General features: G+C 44.1%; 18 protein-coding genes and 1 tRNA gene. 8 read left to right on the plus strand and 11 right to left on the minus strand.

Annotated elements, in window-relative coordinates; genetic code table 11:
* Nucleotides 1-696: 696 nt before the first annotated feature.
* From N2K84_RS11545 to N2K84_RS11570, 6 genes are all read left to right on the plus strand, one after another.
* Nucleotides 697-1329 carry a DUF6266 family protein gene (locus N2K84_RS11545; RefSeq protein WP_282591971.1) on the plus strand — a complete coding sequence of 211 codons (633 nt, stop codon included), beginning with the start codon at nt 697-699 and terminating at the stop codon, nt 1327-1329.
* A gap of 285 nt (nt 1330-1614) precedes the next feature.
* Nucleotides 1615-1803 carry a helix-turn-helix domain-containing protein gene (locus N2K84_RS11550; RefSeq protein ID WP_282591972.1) on the plus strand — a complete coding sequence of 63 codons (189 nt, stop codon included), beginning with the start codon at nt 1615-1617 and terminating at the stop codon, nt 1801-1803.
* Nucleotides 1803-4772, plus strand: coding sequence for a type I restriction endonuclease subunit R (locus tag N2K84_RS11555; RefSeq protein WP_282591973.1), 2970 nt, complete (start codon nt 1803-1805; stop codon nt 4770-4772). Before N2K84_RS11550 ends, N2K84_RS11555 begins: the two co-directional genes overlap by 1 nt.
* Nucleotides 4765-6048, plus strand: coding sequence for a restriction endonuclease subunit S (locus N2K84_RS11560; RefSeq protein ID WP_282591974.1), 1284 nt, complete (start codon nt 4765-4767; stop codon nt 6046-6048). Before N2K84_RS11555 ends, N2K84_RS11560 begins: the two co-directional genes overlap by 8 nt.
* Nucleotides 6035-7099, plus strand: a complete 1065-nt coding sequence (locus N2K84_RS11565; protein WP_282591975.1) for an AAA family ATPase — start codon at nt 6035-6037, stop codon at nt 7097-7099. Before N2K84_RS11560 ends, N2K84_RS11565 begins: the two co-directional genes overlap by 14 nt.
* Before the next feature lie 5 nt (nt 7100-7104).
* Nucleotides 7105-8742 carry a type I restriction-modification system subunit M gene (locus N2K84_RS11570; RefSeq protein WP_282591976.1) on the plus strand — a complete coding sequence of 546 codons (1638 nt, stop codon included), beginning with the start codon at nt 7105-7107 and terminating at the stop codon, nt 8740-8742.
* Between the two features lie 619 nt (nt 8743-9361).
* Here N2K84_RS11570 and N2K84_RS11575 read toward each other — a convergent pair.
* The 11 genes from N2K84_RS11575 to N2K84_RS11625 all read right to left on the minus strand — a co-directional run bounded on the left by N2K84_RS11575 (nt 9362) and on the right by N2K84_RS11625 (nt 21293).
* Nucleotides 9362-9913: a YkgJ family cysteine cluster protein gene (locus N2K84_RS11575; RefSeq protein ID WP_282591977.1), complete on the minus strand. Its 552-nt coding sequence runs from the start codon at nt 9911-9913 to the stop codon at nt 9362-9364.
* Between the two features lie 137 nt (nt 9914-10050).
* On the minus strand, nt 10051-11571 hold the full coding sequence (locus tag N2K84_RS11580; protein ID WP_282591978.1) for an MBOAT family O-acyltransferase: 1521 nt from the start codon (nt 11569-11571) through the stop codon (nt 10051-10053).
* Nucleotides 11556-12935, minus strand: a complete 1380-nt coding sequence (locus N2K84_RS11585) for an SGNH/GDSL hydrolase family protein (protein WP_282591979.1) — start codon at nt 12933-12935, stop codon at nt 11556-11558. The genes N2K84_RS11580 and N2K84_RS11585 overlap by 16 nt, the downstream gene beginning before the upstream one ends.
* A 391-nt stretch (nt 12936-13326) precedes the next feature.
* On the minus strand, nt 13327-14940 hold the full coding sequence (locus N2K84_RS11590; RefSeq protein ID WP_282591980.1) for a lytic transglycosylase domain-containing protein: 1614 nt from the start codon (nt 14938-14940) through the stop codon (nt 13327-13329).
* Between the two features lie 12 nt (nt 14941-14952).
* On the minus strand, nt 14953-15555 hold the full coding sequence (locus N2K84_RS11595; protein WP_282591981.1) for a DUF5683 domain-containing protein: 603 nt from the start codon (nt 15553-15555) through the stop codon (nt 14953-14955).
* Nucleotides 15556-15577: 22 nt separating this feature from the next.
* On the minus strand, nt 15578-16459 hold the full coding sequence (locus tag N2K84_RS11600) for a ParB/RepB/Spo0J family partition protein (RefSeq protein WP_282591982.1): 882 nt from the start codon (nt 16457-16459) through the stop codon (nt 15578-15580).
* Nucleotides 16460-16476: 17 nt separating this feature from the next.
* Nucleotides 16477-17277: a ParA family protein gene (locus tag N2K84_RS11605; RefSeq protein WP_282591983.1), complete on the minus strand. Its 801-nt coding sequence runs from the start codon at nt 17275-17277 to the stop codon at nt 16477-16479.
* A gap of 218 nt (nt 17278-17495) precedes the next feature.
* Entirely contained in the window at nt 17496-20030 is a 2535-nt protein-coding gene (gene priA, locus N2K84_RS11610) for a replication restart helicase PriA (protein ID WP_282591984.1), read from the minus strand.
* Nucleotides 20031-20080: 50 nt separating this feature from the next.
* Nucleotides 20081-20156: transfer RNA gene (locus tag N2K84_RS11615), tRNA-His, on the minus strand.
* Nucleotides 20157-20244: 88 nt separating this feature from the next.
* The gene (locus N2K84_RS11620; protein ID WP_282591985.1) at nt 20245-20652 is read right to left on the minus strand and encodes a hypothetical protein; all 408 of its coding nucleotides are present in this window, start codon (nt 20650-20652) and stop codon (nt 20245-20247) included.
* Between the two features lie 68 nt (nt 20653-20720).
* The gene (locus tag N2K84_RS11625; RefSeq protein WP_282591986.1) at nt 20721-21293 is read right to left on the minus strand and encodes an RNA polymerase sigma factor; all 573 of its coding nucleotides are present in this window, start codon (nt 21291-21293) and stop codon (nt 20721-20723) included.
* 184 nt (nt 21294-21477) lie between these two features.
* Between N2K84_RS11625 and N2K84_RS11630 the strand changes: the two genes are divergently transcribed.
* Nucleotides 21478-22077 (plus strand): hypothetical protein, encoded by a 600-nt coding sequence (locus N2K84_RS11630; RefSeq protein ID WP_282591987.1) that lies wholly within the window; start codon nt 21478-21480, stop codon nt 22075-22077.
* A gap of 82 nt (nt 22078-22159) precedes the next feature.
* Nucleotides 22160-23266, plus strand: coding sequence for a L,D-transpeptidase family protein (locus N2K84_RS11635; protein ID WP_282591988.1), 1107 nt, complete (start codon nt 22160-22162; stop codon nt 23264-23266).
* The last annotated feature ends 8 nt before the right edge of the window (nt 23267-23274 follow it).

Consider the following 23274-nt stretch of genomic DNA (forward strand, 5'->3'; position numbering starts at 1 on the left):
TCGGGAATTGCAGAAGCGGCAAATGGCCATAGATGCTGAAACAAGTTCAGCATGACCGCCCCGCCTGCGGACCCGCGTTACAAAATCGCGCCAGCGGATCTCTCCCGCCTCTTAGCGAAGCGGTGACGAGGGATAGAAAAAATTCCAAATAATAGAATCAGACCAGTACTAAGCAACAACGTTTACGTTCGTATAATCCCGGCAGGGATTGCATGTTTATAGCAAATCCATTGATGAAGGACATGCGACCCCGCAGGGGTCGAACCGAAAGCTGGACCCTTCTTGCTATAAACATTTGATGCCTCCGGCATCCTCCAACTCTTCTTTGTTCCCGCTTCGCTCAAACAAGGGAGAGGAAAAGGCAACAACGTTTACGTCCGTATAATCCCGGCAGGGATTACATGTTTATAGCAAATCCATCGATAGAAGACATGCGACCCCGCGGGGGTCGAACCGGAAGCCAGCCCCCTTTTTCCTATAAACATTTGATGCCTCCGGCATCCTCCAAAACGTTGTGCAAGCATCTGCTAACGGAGATGATACAGGGATCCTATACAGATCCATTGCTATTTTTCCTGATTTTCTCCTACATTTCTCCTAGCTTATTATAACTTTTAAAGGAGAAATACTGTATAAATGATGAAATTTAGTAGTAATTATTGCAAAGGATTAGTAACCGATCTGTAAAGGAACAGTATGGCAAAGGCAAAAACACTGGGAGGGCTTCAACTTAGCGGCAAGCTGGGTGATACGCTCGTATTTGTTCGCTATGGCGACGAGATGATTGTCCGGATGGCTCCATCACCCCGGAAAAAGGATAGCTGGAGTAGTAAACAGCAAAGTCAGCGGGTCCGGTTTCGGGCGGTAACCTGGCATTACCGGTGGTACAAGGAAACGGTAGTGGTGCCCATCTGGAACTTGTCAGCCACGGTGAGGCACACGGGTTTTAACCTGTTTGTACAGGCCAATATGCCTGCTTTTGATCAAACCGGAAAAGTGAGCGATTACAGCCTGCTGCATTTCTCAACCGGGCCGGTGCCGCTTCCCCAAAACCTGACCGTGGAACGAAACCCGGAGAATCCGGCACAGGTACAGTTCCGCTGGAGTACCAATCGGCTTAGCCAGGCTGAAATGGCCAGCGATAAGCTAATGGTTTTTGCCTACAATCCGGGGTACAAATCTCCGTTAAACACGGGAGCTTCACGTGCCGACGGTGTTGCAAGCCTCGATTTACCCACCGACTGGGGCGACAGGCAACTCCACCTCTACCTGTATTTTCAGCGCGCTGATGGCTCGGCTTATTCCAACGACCGCTACTTTACCGTGTGAAAGATGGCCTAAAGATAGACGAAAGACAGTCTGTCAGACGACGGATTGGAAGCGACCACCTTCTCGTCTTAGCAGAGCGGTGACGTGGGAATAAGAACAGGTTCTCGATTAGATAAGAAGGAAATCCCACCCACATTGCACACATTGACAAAGCCCCACGAGCCAACGCTGAGAACAAAGCTTTGCCAAAGAGTGCAATTTTGCTTACCCACAACGAACAACTTGATAATTTTATCTTGATTTTTGAGATAAATATATATTTTAGCTGAAAATAATTTGATAGAAATGAATCGAATTAAAGAAGTGCTTGAAGAAAAAGGCATCAAGCAGACTTGGTTAGCTGAGAAGTTGGGCAAGAGTTATAATATGGTGAACTCTTATGTGCAAAACAGACAACAACCAAGACTTGAAGTACTTTATGAGATAGCAAAAATATTAGATGTGAATCCTAAAGATTTATTGAAAGAAGATTAATGACAAAAGAAAATCAAATAGAAATAAATTTAGTTACTCAACTCACAGAGGAACTTAAGTATAACTATCGACCAGACATAGTTGATAGGAAAACACTTGAGCAAAACTTCAAATCTAAATTTGAATCCCTCAACCGTGTTCATCTGACTGAAAGTGAGTTTCTACGACTACGTGATGAAATCATCAATCCTGATGTTTTTACTGCATCAAAACTGCTGCGTGAAAGACATTACTTTCAAAGGGAAGATGGTTCGCCGTTGCATTACACTTTGGTAAATATCAAAGACTGGTGTAAAAATGACTATGAGGTTATTAGACAATTGCGAATCAATACTGAAAATAGCCATCAACGATATGATGTAATTTTATTGATTAATGGCTTACCTGTGGTGCAAATTGAGCTAAAGAATTTGGATATTTCGCCACGAAAAGCCATGCAGCAGATTGTTGATTATAAAAATGAAGCGGGTAATGGATATAGTAATTCTCTATTATGCTTCATGCAGTTATTCATTGTGAGTAATAAAACAAACACTTATTATTTCGCCAATAATAAGAATCAACATTTTGCATTTAACGCCGATGAACAATTTTTACCAATATATCAATTGGCAGATGAGAACAATAATAAAATAACTCATCTGGAAACATTTGCTCAGAAATTTCTTCCCAAATGTACGCTTGGTGAGATGATTAGCAAATATATGGTTTTGGTCGAAAGTGAACAGAGAATTCTCATGATGCGACCTTACCAAATTTATGCAGTAAAGTCTATTGTTGATTGTATTCATCAAAACAGAGGGAATGGATATATCTGGCATACCACTGGTAGTGGCAAAACATTGACCTCATTCAAGGCATCTACATTACTTAAAGATAATCCAGATATTGAAAAATGCCTGTTTGTAGTTGACAGAAAAGACCTTGACCGACAAACTCGTGAAGAGTTCAATAAATTTCAGGAAGGCAGTGTGGAAGAAAATACCAATACCGAAACATTGGTACGGCGATTACTTTCTACCGACTATGCCGATAAGGTAATTGTTACTACTATACAAAAACTTGCACTGGCATTGGATGGGACCAATGCTCGTAACTATAAAGAGCGTTTAGAACCGTTGAGTAAAAAACGTGTTGTTTTTATTTTCGATGAATGCCACCGTTCGCAGTTTGGAGAGAATCACAAAGCAATCAAAGATTTCTTTCCGAATGCCCAGTTATTCGGTTTTACAGGTACACCAATATTTGAAGAAAATGCTACCTACAATATCAGGGAAGGTGAATATGCAACCTTCAAAACGACAGATTCTATTTTTGAAAAGCTTTTGCATCCTTATACTATAACAAATGCAATTGAGGATAGGAATGTTTTAAAATTTCACATTGATTACTTTAAAGGCAAAGGCAATCAAAATCCAAAACCAGGCGAACAAATTGCACAGCAAGCAGTGGTTGAAGCAATCATTGAAAAACATGATGCAGCTACTAATCAGCGAAGGTTCAATGCCATTTTAGCAACAGCTTCAATTAACGATGCAATTAAGTATTATCAGCTTTTCAAAGAAATACAACAACAGAAGCAAATTGCAAATCCTGACTACACTCCCCTAAATGTCGCCTGTGTATTCTCACCACCAGCCGAAGGAAACAAGGATATTCAACAAATACAAGAGGACTTAACACAAGAAAAAGAGGATAACAAACAGAACCCCGAAGAGAAAAAGGAGGCATTAAAATCAATTATAGCTGATTATAATAAGCAATATCGCACGAATCACACTATTTATGAATTTGATGGATATTATCAGGATGTACAAAGCCGTATTAAAGACCAAAAATATAGCAATAAAGATTATCCACACAAAAATAAAATTGACGTTACTATTGTAGTGGATATGTTGCTTACCGGGTTCGATTCAAAGTACCTTAATACGCTGTATGTTGACAAAAAACTCAAATTTCATGGATTGATTCAAGCCTTTTCACGTACCAACCGTGTGTTGAATGATACTAAGCCTTACGGAAATATTTTAGATTTCCGTTCGCAACAGGAGGCCGTAAATCAAGCGATTACGCTTTTTTCTGGCAAAGAAGCTGATAAAGCTGTTACTGTTTGGTTAGTTGACCCGGCACCTGTTGTAATTGAAAAATACCAAAAAGCAGTTGAAGCACTTGGTATCTTTATGACTGAAAATAATTTAGTGAACGAACCACAAGCTGTCTATAACCTGAAAGGCGATGCGGCTCGTATTGCTTTTGTAAAAAGTTTTAAAGAGGTACAACGTCTAAAAACCCAACTTGACCAATACACCGATTTGGACGAAGTTCAAAAAGAAAAAATTGAAGCAATACTGCCTAAAGAAAGCTTGCTTGAATTTAAAAGTTCATATATCGAAACAGCAAAACAATTAAGGGAAATACAGCAAATAGAAGGGGATAATGCTCCACCTGATATTCAACAGCTCGATTTTGAATTTGTGCTTTTTGCTTCGGCTGTTATTGATTACGACTATATAATGAATCTGATTGCCGACAGTACCCAACAGAAACCTGCTACACAGAAAATGACGAAAGAGCAGGTTATTCGCTTGCTTTGTGCAAATGCTAACTTGATGGATGAACAGGAGGATTTAACTGATTATATAAATAGTCTCGATTGGACAATAGGTCACGAGGTTGAAATACTGCATAAAGGTTACGATGCTTTTAAAATAAAAAAACACGATAAAGAATTGGCAAAAATCGCTAATGAGCATGGTTTGCAAACAGCAGACCTAAAGGCATTTGTAGAAGACATTATGAGTCGAATGATTTTCGATGGTGAAAAATTGACCGACCTTATGGAACCATTGGAATTGGGATGGAAACAACGTAGTAAAGCAGAAGCCGCTTTGATGAAAGATTTGGTGAAAGAATTAAGGAAATTAGCCCAAGGGCGTGAAATATCTGGATTAGCAGCGTATGAATAAAGAGAATAAAATAGTACCCGAATTGCGATTTCCCGAATTCAAGAATGCAAAGCCTTGGTCTGAAACAGCTCTTAAAAATCTGGCAGAAAGGATAGTGAAAAAAAACACTGGCAGTTTAATTACAAAAGTTTTTACGAATTCTGCAATTGATGGAATAGTTGACCAAAGAGAATATTTTGATAAGGATATTGCTGATAAAAACAATTTAGAAAATTATTATGTGGTTGAGCCAGGTGACTATGTTTACAATCCCCGAATTTCTGTTGTTGCACCTGTTGGTCCTATTTCCAAAAACAATTTAAATATTACAGGAGCAATGTCTCCTTTATATACAGTTTTTAGATTTAATGAGAAAGAAAACTCATTTTACGAATACTATTTTAAGTCAAATCATTGGTATGAATCTATAAGAAAAGTTGCAAATACTGGTGCTCGATATGATAGAATTAGCATAACGGATTCTATTTTAATGGAGATTCCTGTTTTATATCCGGAGTTAAAAGAACAGCAAAAAATAGCATTTTGTCTTTATACTTTAGATAAGCTTATGGATGTTCAAAAAGAAAAACTCCAAGTTCTTAAGGAGTATAAGAAAGGTCTTATGCAAAATCTTTTTCCACAAGTAGGTCAAAAAACACCAAAATTACGATTTGATGAATTTAGGAACTCTTCTGATTGGAAAGAAATACCTTTTAACAAAGCATTTCAAAGAGTAACTCGTAAAAATGTTGCAAACAATAAAAATATTCTTACAATTTCCGCACAAAAAGGGTTGGTAAATCAAGAAGACTTTTTTAGCAAAAATATTGCGTCTAGAGATGTTTCAAATTATTACTTGATTAAGAAGGATGAATTTGCATATAACAAAAGTTATTCGAAAGATTATCCAATGGGTGCAATAAAAAAATTAAATAAATATGAACTAGGTGTGGTATCGACACTTTATATATGTTTTAAATGTCAACAAGGTTTTAGCCATGAATATTTTGAGCATTTCTTTGAATCAGGGGTTTTTAATGAGGAAATAGAAAGAATTGCACAAGAGGGAGCCCGTAATCACGGTTTATTAAATGTTTCTGTTACAGATTTTTTTGAAACGCTTTTTGTAAAAGTTCCTCCTTCAAAAGCTGAAGAGCAAAAAATTTCCTCGTGTATTTTAACTATAGATGATTTAATTGTTGCTCAATCTGATAAGGTAGAACAATTGGAATTACATAAAAAAGGTTTAATGCAAGGGTTATTTCCAAAAAATAAAGTAAAAAATGAGCAATATTAAAGAAGTCGCAAAGCAGTTAAAAGATGTCAATGAGTATATAACTATTATCTACGCATTTAACGCTACAGGAAAAACACGATTATCGGTAGCCTATAAAGACGTTACTAAAGCTGAAAACAAAGGAAATCACGCTGGTGTTTATTACAATGCCTTTAGCGAAGACCTTTTTGTTTGGGATAATGATGAGGAAAACGACAATGAAAACATAAAATTAGATATTAAACCAAGTAGTCTTAATAAGTTCTACAGTCTGCTTACTGAGGACAATGTAAAAGAAGAATTGTTGCAATATAATCCTTATTATGACTTTAAATTTAATCAGCATACTGACCCTGAAATTGGTATAGAGTCAGTCTCCTTTTTCCTTGTTGGCGATGAAGATAAAACTATTAAAATTTCAAGAGGAGAAGAAAGGATTTTTATCTGGTGTTTTTTCTTGGCATTATTTAAAGTAGAGGGTTGGGCTGATGTGCAAAATGCACATTTCTTTATTGATGACCCTGTATCAAGTTTGGATGATAACAACATTTTTCTGACCGCAGATACTATTTTCCGATTAGCGGAGGAGAATTTTGGCAGTAAAAAGAAAATTATTGTTACCACTCATCATATTGGTTTATTCTCTATACTTTTTGACCGTTTGAATAATGGTGAAAAAAGCGATAGATATAAGAAAAATTCCAAATCGTTCATGTTAAAAAGGCACGATGGTAAGTTAGAGTTGAATGAATTCAAAAAAGAGGTGTTTCTATTTCATTTGCATCTTTTTCAAGTCTTGGACGAAGCAAAAAAGACACAACTGTACACATTTCATTTCGTCCTTTTGCGTCAACTATTAGAAAACATTGTATCATTTTTAGGGAAAAGCCAAATCAAGTTTGTACTTGAAGAAATTAAAGTTGATAAGCCCGAAGAAACAATAACGATGCTTAATTCATTGTCTCACAAAAAAGTATTTTTCCCGCAAATTAGTGAAATGAATGATTTTGAGATAAAAACTTTCGAGGAAGTTTTTGACAAGCTGTTGGTTAAATATAATTTCAAATTTTAGTGAGAATGATAAAAAACGACCATCAACAATTGGGGAAAACCCTTTGGAGAATAGCCGACCAGCTTCGTGGTGCAATGAATGCAGATGATTTTCGTGATTATATGCTTTCATTCCTGTTTTTAAGATATTTATCCTTCAATTACGAGGAATCTGCAAAAAAGGAATTAGGCAAAGATTACCCTGAAAGCAAACCGGAACATAAAAAACTTGACGGATTTGTGCCGCCACCATTACAAACATGGTATGATGAAAACAAAGACGATATAGAAGAATTTGAGAAACAAATGCGCAAAAAGGTTCACTACGTTATTAAACCACAGCATTTGTGGAGTAATATAACCGAACTGGCACGAACTCAAAATCCAGACCTTTTAAAAACTTTAGAAAGGGGTTTCCGTTACATTGAGGATTATTCCTTCGATGATTCTTTTCAGGGCTTATTTTCAGAAATAAACTTAAATTCAGAGAAATTAGGCAAAAGCGAATCCGATAGAAACGATAAACTCTGTTCCATTATTCAGACCATTGCTTTAGGTATATCCGAATTTCCCACAAGTAGTGATTCTCTCGGCGATGCTTATGAATATTTGATTGGTCAGTTTGCAGCAGGTTCAGGCAAAAAAGCAGGTGAATTCTATACCCCTCAGCAAGTTTCCACCATCCTTTCAGAAATAGTAACTTTAGACAGTCATAATCCCGCAAGCCCAACCGGGCCTAAAAAGAAACTAAATAAAATTTTAGATTTTGCCTGTGGTTCGGGTTCTCTATTATTAAATGTACGTAAACGAATTAAAGAGAATAACGGCAGCATTGGTAAAATTTATGGTCAGGAAAAGAATATTACCACTTACAACCTTGCCCGAATGAACATGCTGTTGCATGGGATGAAAGATACCGAATTTGAGATTTTTCATGGTGACACGTTGCTTAATCAGTGGAATTTGCTAAACGAAATGAACCCATCAAAGAAAATTGAATTTGATGCAATTGTAGCTAATCCACCGTTTAGTTTGCGTTGGGAACCTAATGACACTTTAGTCGAAGATTTTCGTTTTAAAAGTTTTGGGTTAGCTCCAAAATCAGCAGCCGATTTTGCTTTCCTATTACATGGATTTCATTTTCTAAGTAATGATGGCACAATGGCTATTATTTTACCTCATGGTGTTTTATTCCGTGGCGGTACCGAAGAAAAAATCCGCACTAAACTATTAAAAGACAATAATATTGATACAATAATAGGTTTGCCAGCAAATTTATTCTATTCAACAGGAATCCCTGTTTGTATTTTGGTTTTGAAAAAATGTAAAAAGGAAGATGATGTACTTTTTATAAATGCAAGCGAAGATTTTGTTAAGGACAAGAGACAAAATACTCTGGATGAAAAACATATTGAAAGAATCATTGAAACCTATAAATATCGTCCTGATAAAATAAGACGTTATGCCCGTAAGGTTTCGATGGAAGAAATTGAAAAGAATAATTATAATTTGAATATTTCAAGATATGTAAGTACAGCAGAAGTTGAAGAGAAAATTGATTTGAAAGCGATAAACGAGAAATTGAAATCAATAAATGAGAGTATAAAAACGAACACAGATAAACACAATGAATTTTTGAAAGAGTTGGGTTTACCACCGATTTAAGAGCCTACGCATTTTGTAAGCACATTGCCAAAGCCCCACGAGCCAACGCTCCATTCAAAGCTTTGTCAAAGAGCTTTCTCCTTGTTAATGATGGATTTACAATCCTAATGAGCTGAATAATATTTTATCTTTTCATGCTCCTGCCCTTTCAAGGCTTTGGTAAACGCGTCATGCTGTAATAACAGGGCGTTGCCCTGCCTTAGTGCTGTTGCACCTTTGGTGCGGAGAAGCAGAAAAGCAGCGGGCTGGTCAGGCCAACGGCCTGCAAGCAACAGCCCGCGGCAACGCCGTGTAAGTCGATATGAAAAGTGGAGTACTGCCCTGAAAGGGCAACAGCGACCTTCCTTGTTACCGCTTTGCTCAAACAAGAGAAGGACAGGGACTCTTATTCACCAGGTGACTCGAAGTCGCCAGGTGAATTCCGAAATAAAGCAAACCTCTGCTCTTCCGTATCTGCCAACGTCGTCGGTTGGCTGGATCGGATTGCCGATTCAGCTGCGTTGAATGATGTTTCTGCGAATTCGGATGAGCCGGGTTTCTGTTTAAAAGTGAGATGACGGAAACCGTTTTACGGGAGTTACTCACAGCCGGACTATGCGATCCAAGGATTTCTATTTGATCAGGCGCGGCGGCGTCTGGCCCGGTATTGGTAGTAGGTCATGACAATTTCCAGCGCGCGACGGATCGCCTCGTTGATTTGGCGATGTTCGTTGGCCAGCGAAAAATCTATAGCCGCCAGCCGCATGTAATAATCGGTGGCTTTGGGCGCTTTGGTCAGTTGTGCCGGTTTCAGTTGACGATAACTTTCCGATTCTTTAATGGTTTTGCAGGTCACCAGCCGGGTTTGGCTTTGCTTGTCGAGGTTGGCCGAGTAGCCAAACAGGCGGCAAATTAGTCCCCGGAAGCGGTACTGGCTGCATCCTCCGTTTGTTTGTCCCAAGGCCGAAAAAAGGGAACACAGGTTATCATTCGGTAGTTGCTCCAAGCGGTCGTAAAACGCTTCGGCCTGCCCGTTTCGGAACAGGTGATAGGCCAGCGGCAAAAATTCGAGCGGCGTGGCCGAAATGTCCTTCTTCAAACAACACAAGTGACAGCCTGACGGACACGACAGGCCTCCTGACTTGCTGAACTTTTCAGTGTGCAAAACAACGTCGTTTAAAACTTTTTGCACGCGTTGAACTTTCCGGTACATAGGGGGGTGATCACCAAAATTAGTTTGGTTGAGCGCGCCAAATCTAGCAAATTGTTGGATTGCTGATGCTCTTTTGACCTGATATTTTATGTTCCGGTGAAATATTTCTTCGTGGCTCAAAAACGAAAGTAAATAAAGGGCTGAAGTGCGGATTGAGCGACTTGTGAGATGATGAGTAATATGATTACTACAGCGATGATCTGCCAGGCGAGCGCCAACCGGATAAAACGCCCGCGTATTTGCTCTTTCCACTGCCAGGGAAACCAGATTAGGATCAGCCCGAGCAGAAAAATACCAATTGTTGGCGCGTAGGCTTGCAGGCCGTCAGCTGAAACCTGTGGCGTAAAATGGTGGCTCAGTTGGTAGAAGAATTGGGCGATGCCCATCTGGTTGTTGGCCCGGAAGAAGATCCAGGCAAAACTAACCAGTTGGAAGGTCAGGAAAATGGCAACGGCTTTTTTCCAGCGGGCATTTTTACTTCCTGCCGGGAAAAGTTTCCGGATGATTTTTTCAACGACCAAGCCTGCTCCGTGGATGGCCCCCCAAATCAGGAAGCGCAGGTTGGCGCCGTGCCACAGTCCTCCCAGAATCATGGTAACCATTAGGTTGAGGTAGGTATTTGCGATCCCTTGCCGGTTGCCTCCCAGCGGAATGTAGAGGTAGTCTTTCAGCCAGAGCGACAGCGAGATGTGCCAGCGGTGCCAGAAGTCGGTCAGGCTGGTGGCCTGGTAGGGTGCGTTAAAGTTGACGGGGATTTTGAACCCCAGCATCAGGGCCAGGCCAATGGCGATGTCGGTGTATCCCGAAAAGTCGCAATATATCTGGATCGAATAGGCATACACGGCCAGCAGGTTTTCAAGCCCCGAGAAGGAGAGCGGCGCATCGAATACCCGGTCAATGTAGTTGAGGGCCAGAAAATCGGCAATCACTAGCTTCTTGAACATCCCTTTGGTAATCAGGTAAACAGCATGGCCGAATTCAGCCTTTGTGAGCCGGTACTGTTGATACAATTGGGGAATGAAGGAGGCCGCGCGGACAATGGGGCCTGCCACCAGTTGCGGGAAGAAGCTGAGGTAAAAACTGAAATCGAGTGGATTGCGCACCGCCTCGACCTTTTTGGTAAACACATCCACCAGGTAGCTGATGGCCTGAAAGGTGTAAAACGAGATGCCAATGGGCAGCAAGATGGTGTGCGTATCGGCAAAACCGGCTACCACCTGGTTCAGGCACCACCCCAGCCAGTTAACGACCTGCAATTCGGTGTTGAATAGCTGGTTGGCCGTTTCGGTAAAGAAGTAAGCATATTTGAAATAGCCCAGCAAAAGCAGGTTGAAGGAAACGGAAAGCACGAGCCAAAGCTTCTTCCTTTGTGTTTGACCTATAATCCGGGCAAAACCGTAGTTGGCCAGGCACGAAAACAGGAGCAACAGCAAAAAGGCGCCGTTCATCCGGTAGTAGATAAACCAGCTGATGGCCAGTAGGTAACTGTTCCGCAGCCGGTTTTTTCGGTAGATGAAAGCATACAGCCCCACGAAGGCCGTGAAGGCCAGCCAGAACGCGAGCCCGGTGTAAAACAGCGGCTTATCCGGCTGGTAATACAGCAGGCTTTCCAGTATATTTTTTACCTGCTGTTCCATGTTGTCGTATGTTGCTCCTGTTCCTGTTCTCGTTCTTCCAGCAGAAGACGGGCCAGTTCCAGTCCTATTTTTTTAGCGCCTTCGCCGGTGAAGTGGGTGTAGTCTGTGCGGGCAAGCGGGGGCTGGGCAGTTACCCAGTCAACCATACTGCCCGGGCCTCCCATATAGGCTTCCAGATCAAAGAAAACACAATGGGTTTCAGCAGCTATTTCGTGTTGAAGTTGTTTGATCTGTTGAATGTTGGGGTACGAAACAAAAGCCCCTTCCACCCGTTGGGACATATCCGATACGCCGATGATGAGAATGGGGGCCGAAGGGCAATGCTCCTTTAGAAATCGGATTTGGCGGGTGAAACTTCGTCGGAAGAGCGCATAATCTTCGGATGGCCAGGGTACCAGGTTTACGCCAAAATGCAGGATGAACAAGCCGGGATTCATTTCGTCCAGCATGTTTTTCAGGGCTTGCCTGTCCGAACGGGTGAACGTAGGGTAGGAGAGCCCCCGGAGCGATATGTTGTCAACAAGCAGTCCGGTCGGACTTTCCAGTGACAGTGAGGTGACCGTCAGGCTGTCGCTGGGTGAAAAGCGGATTCGCAGATCGTTGGGGGTTTGTTGAAAAGGAATCCGTATGCACTGTAGCTGGTTCGGGGTGTTGGAAATCACCGTGTCGGTCGGTACACCGTCTGCTTCGATGTTGATGTGACAAAGCCCGGTGGACAGGAAAAACAATTTCAGCACCGAAAAATCCGGCTTGGATTTTGAAAATTTGAGGCGGTTGATCCGAAACCAGCCTTCGCCATCGCCTGCGGTTAGTCTGGCGTGTCGAAACAGCAAGCTTGGATTGAGTTCTTCGCGGTCCATAAAATCGGCTAATTTCCAATTATCCGACCGGTTCATGATGAGTTGGTGCCCTGTATGGTAATACTTGTCGGCAGCTATTAAGCCGGGACCTGCCCCTCCAAAGCGGCCTTGAAATTGGTCGCGTAACGTAGCGGTGATGCGGTCTCCTTCAATTTGCGAATCACCGAAGTACAATACCCGCACCGGCTGCTGTTCGTGTTGAAGGTCTTTCAATTTCTTCCGGAAAGGCTGAAGGCGGACGGTATCATCTGCCGAAAAGAGAAAGCCATCCGTATGCTCCGGAAGCGGGCTTTTCCCGTTTTGCTCAACGGTTGAATCCTGGCGCGCTGGCACGACAGTCTGGCTTGAGTCTGACATTGCCGGGGCCGGGGGCGGGGAAAGATCTGCAATTTCAGGATGTGCCGGAACGATAACGGGCTTGCGCAAGTCGTTGATCAGCCACGAAAGCAGGATGAACAAGGACAGAACCGAGAAAAGGAAAAAGAATGCCCGGGCAGGTTTCATGCAAAATTAGTTTAGCCACTTCTAAAAGTAAGGCTAAATTCGGGCATCTGCAAATGACAGGCGGCGCTTACAGGGAAATCGCTTTTAAAATATAGTTCACCCTTTCCATACACATGTGCCTCAAAAGCTTCCAATGCCTGAGGCATTTCCGGTAGGCGCAGGATAAGCTAATGTGGGCTTTCCTCTTGGTTATGGCATGTTGGTCACGAGGTCACGACGTGTCGTGACCGTACGTGGCTTTCCCGTTTTAGGGCGTTTCGGATTTTATCCGGCGTGTAAGGCCACGGTATGCAGTGGCCGGACGGCTGGTGACGACCTAAAAAGAGCAGTTTAACATCTTCTAATACAAAGAATGGCATTTAATTCCTAAAAGCGATTTCTCTGGCGGCGCCTAGCTTTTGGGCTGTATTTTCAGTTTCTGGCCTACTTTCAGGATGTTACCATTTTTCATATTATTCAGCCGCATGATGTCCTGGTTGGAAACCCCGGGGAACTGACGTGCAATTGACCACAGCGTATCACCCCGTCGAACAGTGTAATGTACCAGGCCGGATCCATCGTAACTTACATTGGCGCTGGCGCTGACGGCTTTGGTGACCGGTGTCTGCTTGGCAAATTCCTGTTTCTGGCTGAACGACATGCTGTTGATATTGGCATAATGGTCGGCCTGGCCTTGGGGTACATAAACAGCCAGTTTTTGCCCCACACGGATCAGGTTCTTGTAGATGTTGTTCCAATAGCGCAAATCGGTCACCCTGACGCGGAACCATTGCGAAATGTATCCCAGGTTGTCGCCCGATTTTACGGTATATAAAATTTTATCTTTTCCCTGTATGTCAGACGGGTGGTGGGAGCTGCGTTCCTTGGGAACCAGGATTTCGTTGTTTGGGAAATAAGTCGTCCGGTTGTAAGCAAAAATTTGTTCTTCGTTGTCGATGTAATCGCCCACGCGTTCGGCAGGAATGCGCAACACGTAGCGCTTGCCCGGCTTTCCGGGGATAATGTCCATCCGGTATTGTGGGTTCAACGCCTGCAACTCTTCGGTAGAAATTCCAATTACTTCAGAAACCTGTTTGAAATGCAGGTAGTCCTGTACATGAATGGTGTCGGTAACAATCGGGAAATCAGGAAATCGGGGTTGTATTTTATGTTGTGCGAAGTGGTTCATCACGTAGGCTGCAGCGATGAAAGCCGGCACGTAACCGCGGGTTTCGCGCGGGAGATAGTAGTAGATTGACCAATAATCGCGAGCACCACCCGAGCGGCGGATGGCCTTGTTTACATTCCCCGGGCCGCAATTGTAAGCAGCGATCACCAAGTGCCAGTTCTGATAAATTTTATACAAATCGCTCAGGTATTTCGCAGCGGCTTCGGTGGCTTTTTCCGGGTCGCGGCGTTCGTCAACAAAAGTACCGATTTCCAGCTTGTACATTTTGCCCGTACCGTACATAAACTGCCACAATCCTACGGCATTGGCACGCGAGCGGGCGGTCGGGTTCAGTGCCGATTCGATAATGGCCATGTATTTCAATTCCAACGGCAAATCGTACTTGTCCAGTTTTTCTTCCATCATCGGGAAGTAATAAGCTGATAACCCGAGCATCATCTCTGTCAGGTCGCGTTTGCGCTGGGTGTAAAGTTCGATAAAGTTCTTTACGGTTTTGTTGTACGACAGATCAATGTATGATTCGATGCTTTGCAAGCGTTGGATGTAAATGGAATCGGGAAGCGAAACCAGCTCCGACAGTTCGGGGTCCACATCAAAGTCGATGTTGAACGTGTTTTGGATATACCATGTATTGGCCAGGCTGTCGATTTGAGCGCCAAACAGGTCGTTCAGGTTTTCATCCGGCGAGGCATAAACCGACTGGTAGCCATTTAGGGTGTCCAGTGCCACTACTTCGATTCGCTTAATTTTAGGGACGCTATCTTTGGGTAATTTTCCGGCAAGTACCTGTCCGGTTGTCAGGGCGATTATTGCCAGTGCTAGTTGAATCTTTCTCATTCTAATCCTTCTTTAAAATCTAATACTTACATGAATTCCTGCCAGTGGCTGACCGCTGCAAAACATGGGGCCGGGAGCCCAGTTCATGGTCAAATCATCACTGATGTCAAAATTAAAAAAATGCGCATCTACCGTTGCATCGATGATGTTAATCGCATAAAAAGCAGCCGTTGCAATGATTACCAGGTCGCGGTTGCGGCGCGAGTAATCTTTGGCCCGTTTCAGCCGGGTGGCAAATTGCTGCACCTGGCTGGCATTGGTAAAATCCCAGTGTCCTTCAATATCCAGGTCCAAAAATGAATTGGTGTTGGGATCGTCATCCAAAATGTCGGCATACGCTTGCCGGTAAAGCACAAAGTAATCGTTGTTCCAGTCGATGGCATAAATAAAACCGGCGAAACCGGCATAAATCAGCGGCACCTTCCAGTATTTTTTGTTATACACCTGTCCCAGTCCGGGCAATACTGCCGAGTAGATGGTTGCTTTGCGCGGGGAGTGTGCCGGTTCTTCGAGCGAACTGACCAAACTGTCGGCAACCTGCTGTTCCTGGGCCGAAGCACAAAATCCTGTTGTCAGCAACAGGAGGAGCAATGCACCTATTTGTAACGGTTTCAAGTTTCTGTTTGTTTGCAATCGTTTAGCCATTGAGTTTGTCCAGAATGCCCATGATCCGTTCCAGGTCTTTGGTTGATCCAAATGGGATAACGATCTTGCCTTTTCCTTTTTCGTTGAGTGAAAAATCAACTTTGGTGTTGAAAAACTTGCCCAGGTGTTCTTTCAATTCGCCGAACTCGGCCGGGTATTTGGGTTTAGCAGGTTTCGGCGCTTTTTCGTCGGGTTCTTCCTGCTTGTTTTCCAGGTTGCGGACCAACTCTTCCACTTTGCGTACCGACAGGTCGTCCGTGAGAATCAGTTCGTAAATCGATAACTGGTCTTCGGTATTCGGGACATTGACCAGCGCACGGGCATGGCCCATGGAAATCGTTTTGTCGATGATGCCTTTTTGAATGAGGGTGGGCAGTTTCAACAGGCGCAGGTAGTTGGAAATGGTCGAACGTTTTTTGCCAACGCGTTCGCTGAGGGTTTCCTGGGTCAGCTGGCATTCTTCAATCAGTCGCTGGTACGACAGGGCCACTTCAATGGCGTCCAGGTCCTCGCGCTGGATGTTTTCAACCAGTGCCATTTCGAGCATGCCTTCATCCTCGGCCAGGCGCACGTAGGCCGGAACGGTTTTCAGCCCGGCCAGCTTCGACGCCCGGAAACGCCGTTCACCAGCAATAATCTGGTATTTCCCATCGTGGACTTTGCGCAATGTAATAGGCTGTATAATGCCGAGTTCCTTGATGGAGGCAGCCAGCTCGCTCAGCGCTGTTTCGTCAAAATTTGTTCGTGGTTGAAAGGGATTGGCCTCAATATTCTCAACAGCAATTTCATTGATGGACGAACCATGTTCGTTCTGGTTTGCTGCATCATCAATCAATGCTCCTAAACCTCTGCCCAATGCATTCCTTTTAGCCATAATTGTTCCTGGTCTTATTATTCGATTACTTTTTCTGAATTTTTTAGGATGGTCAAATCGTTCTTTTGAAGGAGTTCGCGGGCTAGTTCCATATAGCTGCTGGCCCCTTTGGAGCTGGCATCGTAAAGTACGGCCGGCAAACCATAGCTGGGCGCTTCGCTCAGTTTGATGTTGCGGCTGATCAGCGTATCAAACACCATATCCCCAAAGTGGGTCCTTACTTCTTCCAATACCTGGTTCGACAGGTTCAGGCGTGAATCGTACATCGTAAGCAAAAATCCTTCAATTTCCAGTTCAGGGTTTAAACGGGTCTGAATGATTTTAATTGTGTTCAGCAATTTTCCCAACCCTTCGAGCGCAAAATATTCGCACTGCACGGGGATGATGATCGAGTCGGCAGCCGTGAGGGCGTTGACGGTAATCAGCCCCAGCGACGGCGAACAGTCAATCAGGATGAAATCATAATCATCTCGTATTTTTTCGATGACCGTTCCAAGCACTTTCTCGCGGTTGGGCAGGTTGAGCATTTCAATTTCGGCGCCAACCAGATCGATGTGCGAAGGGATCAGGTCCAGTCCGTTGATTTCGGAGTTGAGAATGATTTTCCGCGGGTCGAGATCATCTACAATACATTCGTAGATGCTCGTTTTTACGTTTTTGACATCAAACCCGATTCCGGAAGTGGCATTTGCCTGCGGATCAGCGTCAATGATCAATACCTTCTTTTCTAAAACAGCCAAACTGGCAGCCAGGTTGATGGCTGTGGTTGTTTTCCCGACCCCTCCTTTTTGATTCGCGAGTGCAATAACTTTTCCCATATGTTTAATCCTGATTTTTGCTGAGTTCCAAAGTTAATATTTTATGCAGAAAATGATTTCAATGTTGAAAATTTATATTGGAATTCAGGCTAATGCATTGATTGTTTTCGTATTAGTTTGCCTCCTCAATTCAGTACATTGTTTCTGTTTTCGTGGTGCAAAAATAGTAAATTTTCAACGGGAACAATCAGCGTGGGGAGTTTGCCGAAAGCCTAAACTTACATGGGATCTACATCCGCGTGGATGATCAGGTTCCCGTGATTGGGCATTGATTTTATTTGGCTGACAGCGCCCATGATTTGTTTTTTCGACTGGCCGAGCTTGCTGTCGCGTTCCAGTTTCACCCAGATTTCTTTCTGAAACCAGTTTTGGATGCGGCTGATGACCGGGTATTCGGGCCCAAGGATGTTAAAGCCGAAATTTTTCCGCAGCAGGGTTGCCAGCTGGCTGGCTGCCAGATTGAGGCGTTCCTGGTTTTTGTGTTTGATGACGATCTTGACCAGCCGGAAATACGGCGGATATTTAAACAGTTTTCGTTCGGCCATTTGCCGGTTAAACAGTTGCGTGAAGTTGTTGGCAACCACTTCGTGCAACACCGGGTGCTTCGGCTGCGTGGTTTGGACGACTACCCGTCCCTGTTTGTTTTTTCGTCCGGCGCGACCGCTAACCTGCGTGATCAGTTGAAACGAACGTTCATATGAACGGAAATCAGGATAATTCAGCAACTGGTCTGCATTCAAAATGCCCACCACGCTGACGTTGTCAAAATCAAGTCCTTTGGTTACCATTTGCGTTCCAACCAGGATGTCGATCTGTTTATTTTCAAATTGATAGATCAATCGCTCGTAGCCTTTTTTTGCCCGGGTCGTATCCAAATCCATGCGGGCTACTTTTGCTTCGGGGAACAACAGGCTGAGTTCTTCCTCAATTTTCTCGGTTCCAAACCCACGGGTACGTATTTCTTCCGAGTGGCACTCCCCGCATTTTCCGGACAAGGATTCCGTATGTCCGCAGTAGTGGCAAATCATTGCCCCACGGTGTTTGTGGTAGGTCAGGCTTACGTCGCAATGGCGGCATTTGGGAATCCAGCCGCAGGTGGCGCATTGCAGGTAGGGGGCGAAGCCGCGCCGGTTCTGAAACAAGATTACCTGCTCGTCGTTTGCCAGCGCCGTGTTGATTTGCTCGAACAACTCGGGTGTGAGCAGCGATTTCATTTGTTTGCGGCGCGTGGCCTCCCGCACATCGGCAATCACCATTTCGGGCAGGCTGATGTTTTTATAGCGCTCGGTAAGCTCAACCAGCGCGTACTTCCCCGTTTTTGCGTTGAAATAACTTTCGAACGAAGGGGTGGCTGTGCCCAAAATTACCGGGGCATGGTGGATTTGACCGAGCACAACGGCTACATCCCGCGCATGGTAACGGGGTGCCGGGTCGAACTGCTTGTAGCTGTTTTCGTGCTCCTCATCCACGATAATCAGTCCCAGCTTGCGGAAGGGCAGGAAAACGGCCGAGCGTGCGCCCAGCACCAGTTGAAACGACTGCTCTTTGTCGTGCAGTGTGTTGAACCAAATTTCAACGCGTTCGGCGTCGTTGAACTTGGAGTGGTATATGCCGGCCCTGTCGCCAAAGGCACGTTTCATGCGGGTGATCAGCTGCGTGGTCAGGCCAATCTCGGGAACCAGGTACAACACCTGGTTTCCCTTTGCCAGTTGTTCCTCAATCAGTTTGATGTAAATTTCGGTTTTTCCGCTGGAGGTGATGCCGTGAAGCAACACCGGTTTCAGGCCCCGCAGTTGTTGGCCGATTTGCTCCAGTGCCACTTCCTGTGCCTCGTTCAGATCGAAAATAACCGGTTCCTGATCGTGCGAAAAATCCAGACGGCCAATTTCAATCTCTTCGGTGCGCAGGATGTTTTTATCGATCAGCGCCCTCAAAATGCCTTCGCCCGATTGGCTTCGTTCCAGCAGTTCTTTCTTTTCCATGCTGGCTTTTGGCTCGGCATGATAAAGCGTTTCCGACAGGAAAAACTCAAACAACGTTAGTTGTTTCCTGGCTTTTTTCAAGCTTTCCAGTGTTTGGGCAATAGCGGATTCGGTAAGGACATTGGCATGCAGGAAGATAAACGGCGCCGTTTTGGGCCGGTAGTTTTCTTCTACTTTTTCTTCTACCAGGATGGCGTTCTTTTCAAGCAGGATTTTTAGCGTGGAAAAGGCCGACCGCTTTCCTATAAACCGGTTGATGTCCTGAATGTTGGCCTGTCCGTGCCCTTGCAGCATCAGTAAAAGCGCTTCTTCCTCTCCCGAGAGGTCAACCGGCATGTCGTAGTGGGGATTAAAGCTGATTTTTGTCTGGCTTTCCAATTTCAGTGCCGATGGCAGCGCCGCTTTGTAAACTTCGCCCAGGGTGCAGCAATAATAATCCACCAGCCATTCCCAAAGAATCAGTTGGGCTTGGGTTACAATGGGCTCCTGGTCCAGAACGGCGTCAATATCTTTGATGTCGAACGAGCCGACGGGCATGTTGGTGTGCAGCCTGTAAACCAGTGCTGAGAAAAACTTGCGGGCCCCAAATTGTACAATCACCCGGATGCCAACTTTGATGCTGGCCTGAAATTCGGGCGGCACCCGGTAGGTAAACTGATCACCAAGGGGCAGGGGTAATATGACATCGGCGTACAGATCGGTTGACATCGTGTTGCAAACTTCGCAAAATTTATCCGGTTTTGAATGGGGGAGGAACAGGTCTTTAGGCATGAAGCCAAATTTGGGCATAAAAAAAGGATGCCGTTGCTGACATCCTTTCAGGGTGGAAAACCGGGCTCGAACCGGCGACCTTCGGAACCACAATCCGACGCTCTAACCAACTGAGCTATAACCACCATTTTGCTTGCGGGTGCAAATATAGTATTTTATTTGAAATCCCTGCAAGCATTTTTTTAAGTTTGCCGGTAATTTTTTAGGTGCAGATTTAAAGCTTTTCTTTTTCAATTACTTCCCCGTTCGAATTTAAAAGCAGGGTAAATCGGGTTAGCTGATCATCGCGTACAATCAATTCGTAGGTCGTTTCATTCGCACGTTGAATGGTGATGGCATTCATCAGTTCGCCATGCTGTCGGGCTGTTTCGCGAATGGGTTGCGGGACGGTGTCGAGCTGCAGGTTTACTTTCAGGCTTTGTAATACCCCGGCGACATTGTACCGGGCAATGTGTTCCAGCTCGTCTTTGTAAAAAACGGCCTCATATTGGTCGCCAACTTTGGCCCATTCTGTATTTAGCGGACTGTTAAACCGGCCCGAGAAGGCTTCTTTTATCGTTGTTGGCACCACTATGGCTTTATTGCCGCTCAGTATTTTATGAAAGAAATTTTTTATATCCATTGTTTCCGTTTGTTGCGTAAATTGTTTTCAATATGGACGTTCAACTCCGAAATAGTAACAAAACTTCATTACAAATCTTTTTCGAACTGAACTTTGTACAGGTAAATTACACGGGTCCTGGCCCGTTTGAGGCGCATCTTTACCGCATCTTCACTAATCCGGAGGGTTTGGGCAATTTTTTTTCCCGGAAGGTTGTCCTGGTACTTCATCAACAGCAGGGCTTTTTCTTCGGGGTGGATCATTTCCAGTATTTTCATCAGGTTGTCGTAGCTCAAATCTTGCAGGTCAGCTTCTGATTCATCAATAATGTCAGGAATTTCGTGTTGGCTGTTCCAGTTTGGATAGTGAAGTTTCTTTTTCAGTCTCAAATAATCAATCGAATAGTTGTAGGTGATCGCGTAAAGCCAGGACGAGAATGAGGCGTTTCCTTTAAAGCCGGGCAGCTTCTCGTAAGCCTTCGATAAAATATCATTGGCAAAATCTTCTGCTTGTCCCCGGTCTTTGATAAAACTGTGGCATTTGTCCATCACCTTGTGAAAGTACCGGTGGTAAAGCACTTCATACAGTCCGGTCTCTTTTTCCTGAACGATCAGCCGGATGAGTTCTTCGTCAGTGATCTTATTTCGTTCTTCTTTATGCATTTCGGTTTATTGACAGACTGAATCTTAGCTGAAATTGAAATTTTTCTAAAATTTTTTGTTGCCCGCGTTACTTCGTCACATTGCTCCGTCTAAATGAAGATTTCAACCACATTTGATCTTACTGAAACGAAAATAATCAATGCGATTGGAATAAAAATAAAAAAACAAATTTTACTAGTTAACGATGAAAAAAAAGTTGATGCTTGTTGTGACAGCTGTATGTATTGCTGTCGTGTTCAGTAGCTGCGGAAAAGCTCCGCAAGCCGAAATTGATGCAGCCAACGCTGCTATTGAAGCTGCGAAAGCAGCAGGTGCTGATGTGTATGTTGCTGAGGATTTTGCAGCTCTTCAGGATTCGATGAATGCTGTAAATGAAAATGTTGAAGCACAAAATGCAAAACTTTTCAAAAATTTCAGCAAAGTAACAGAGCAATTGGTGGTGGTTAACCAAATGGCCGTTGAAACTCAGGCCAAGGCTGAAACCCGCAAAGCTGAAGTGAAGCTGGAAATTGAAGCGCTGCAAGCTGAAGTAAGTTCAATTCTGTTGGAAAACAACGATTTGGTTACCAAAGCTCCGAAAGGGAAAGAAGGCGCTGCTGCTTTGGAAGCAATTAAAAGCGACATCAGCCTGATCGAAACTTCAGTTGGCGAAGTGGCTACTTTGGTTGCCAATGATAATCTGATTCCTGCGTTGGACAAAGTGAAGGCTGCCAAAGAAAAAGCAGTGGCCATCAATACCGAGTTGAACGAGGTGATTGCCAAATACGCAAAAAGCAGACGTTAATAGAAGTTCGAACATAAGCTATAACCAGAAAAGATTCCCCGGAGTTTGCCTCTCCGGGGATTTTTTGTCATGTGCTTAGGATATGGGTAAGAAACGAAGAAAGCAGTATTGGTGGATTCTGGGGGTGTTGATAGTTCTGCTTGCTGCCGGTGGAGTGGCCATCTTGCTGGCGCCGGAACCTCCCCGGCATGAATTGAGGCTTGCCCGTGAAGCGCTGAACACTGCCCAAAAGGCCCAAGCCGAAGTGTATGCCCCTTCGGTTTATAACGAAGCCCGCCAACTATACGATTCGGCCATGGTAAACTGGTCCCGGCAAAACGAACGGTTTTTCTTAAACCGCGATTTTAGCCAGGTGCAACAATTTGCAATGCTTTCTTCTGAAAAGGCAGCTGATGCGGCGGCGCATTCTGTACACCAGGTGAAAAACACCAACAGCCAGGTGAAAAATAGCATTGCTGAACTGGGGAAACAGGTGTTGCACTATGAACGCGTTTACAAAAAATTGCCACTCTCCCGGAGTGTGATCAATGAGCATAATAAGGGAAAGATGAAATTGGCGGAAGCCAAAATCGCTGATGAAAGTGGCCGCTACAAAGAGGCAAAAACGCATTGCCAACAGGCTGAAAAATTGATAAAAAGCTCGAATGAACGGGCAGAATCGCTACTGAAAGCCTGGTTTGCCCATTATCCTCAGTGGAAGAAAGACGGCGCTGAGGCCATCCGTTTGTCAAAAGGGGGGAAAAAAGTCATTTTGGTGGATAAGCTGGCCCATCAGTGTGTGGTTTATCAAAACGGCAAAGCGATCCGGCAATTTGAAGCCGAACTTGGAATAAACTGGATGGGGGATAAACGGCGAAAAGGCGATAAAGCTACACCCGAAGGCATTTACCGGGTAACCCAAAAGAAAGAAGGAGCCCGTACCAAATTTCACCGGGCTTTGTTGTTAGACTATCCGAACGATAATGATAAGCGACGTTTTGCTGCCGGGAAAAAGAACGGGAGCCTTCCGGCCGGTGCGGCTATCGGCGGATTAATCGAGATTCATGGTCACGGAGGAAAAGGAGTGGATTGGACCGATGGCTGCATTGCCTTGACCAATGAGAATATGGATGCCTTGTTCCGGTTAGTGGCTGTGGGAACGCCGGTTATTATTGTTGGATCACTTAAACCGTTAAGTGAGATTTACTGAAATTAACA

The organism is Gaoshiqia sediminis (assembly GCF_025907915.1).
Taxonomy (GTDB): domain Bacteria; phylum Bacteroidota; class Bacteroidia; order Bacteroidales; family Prolixibacteraceae; genus Gaoshiqia; species Gaoshiqia sediminis.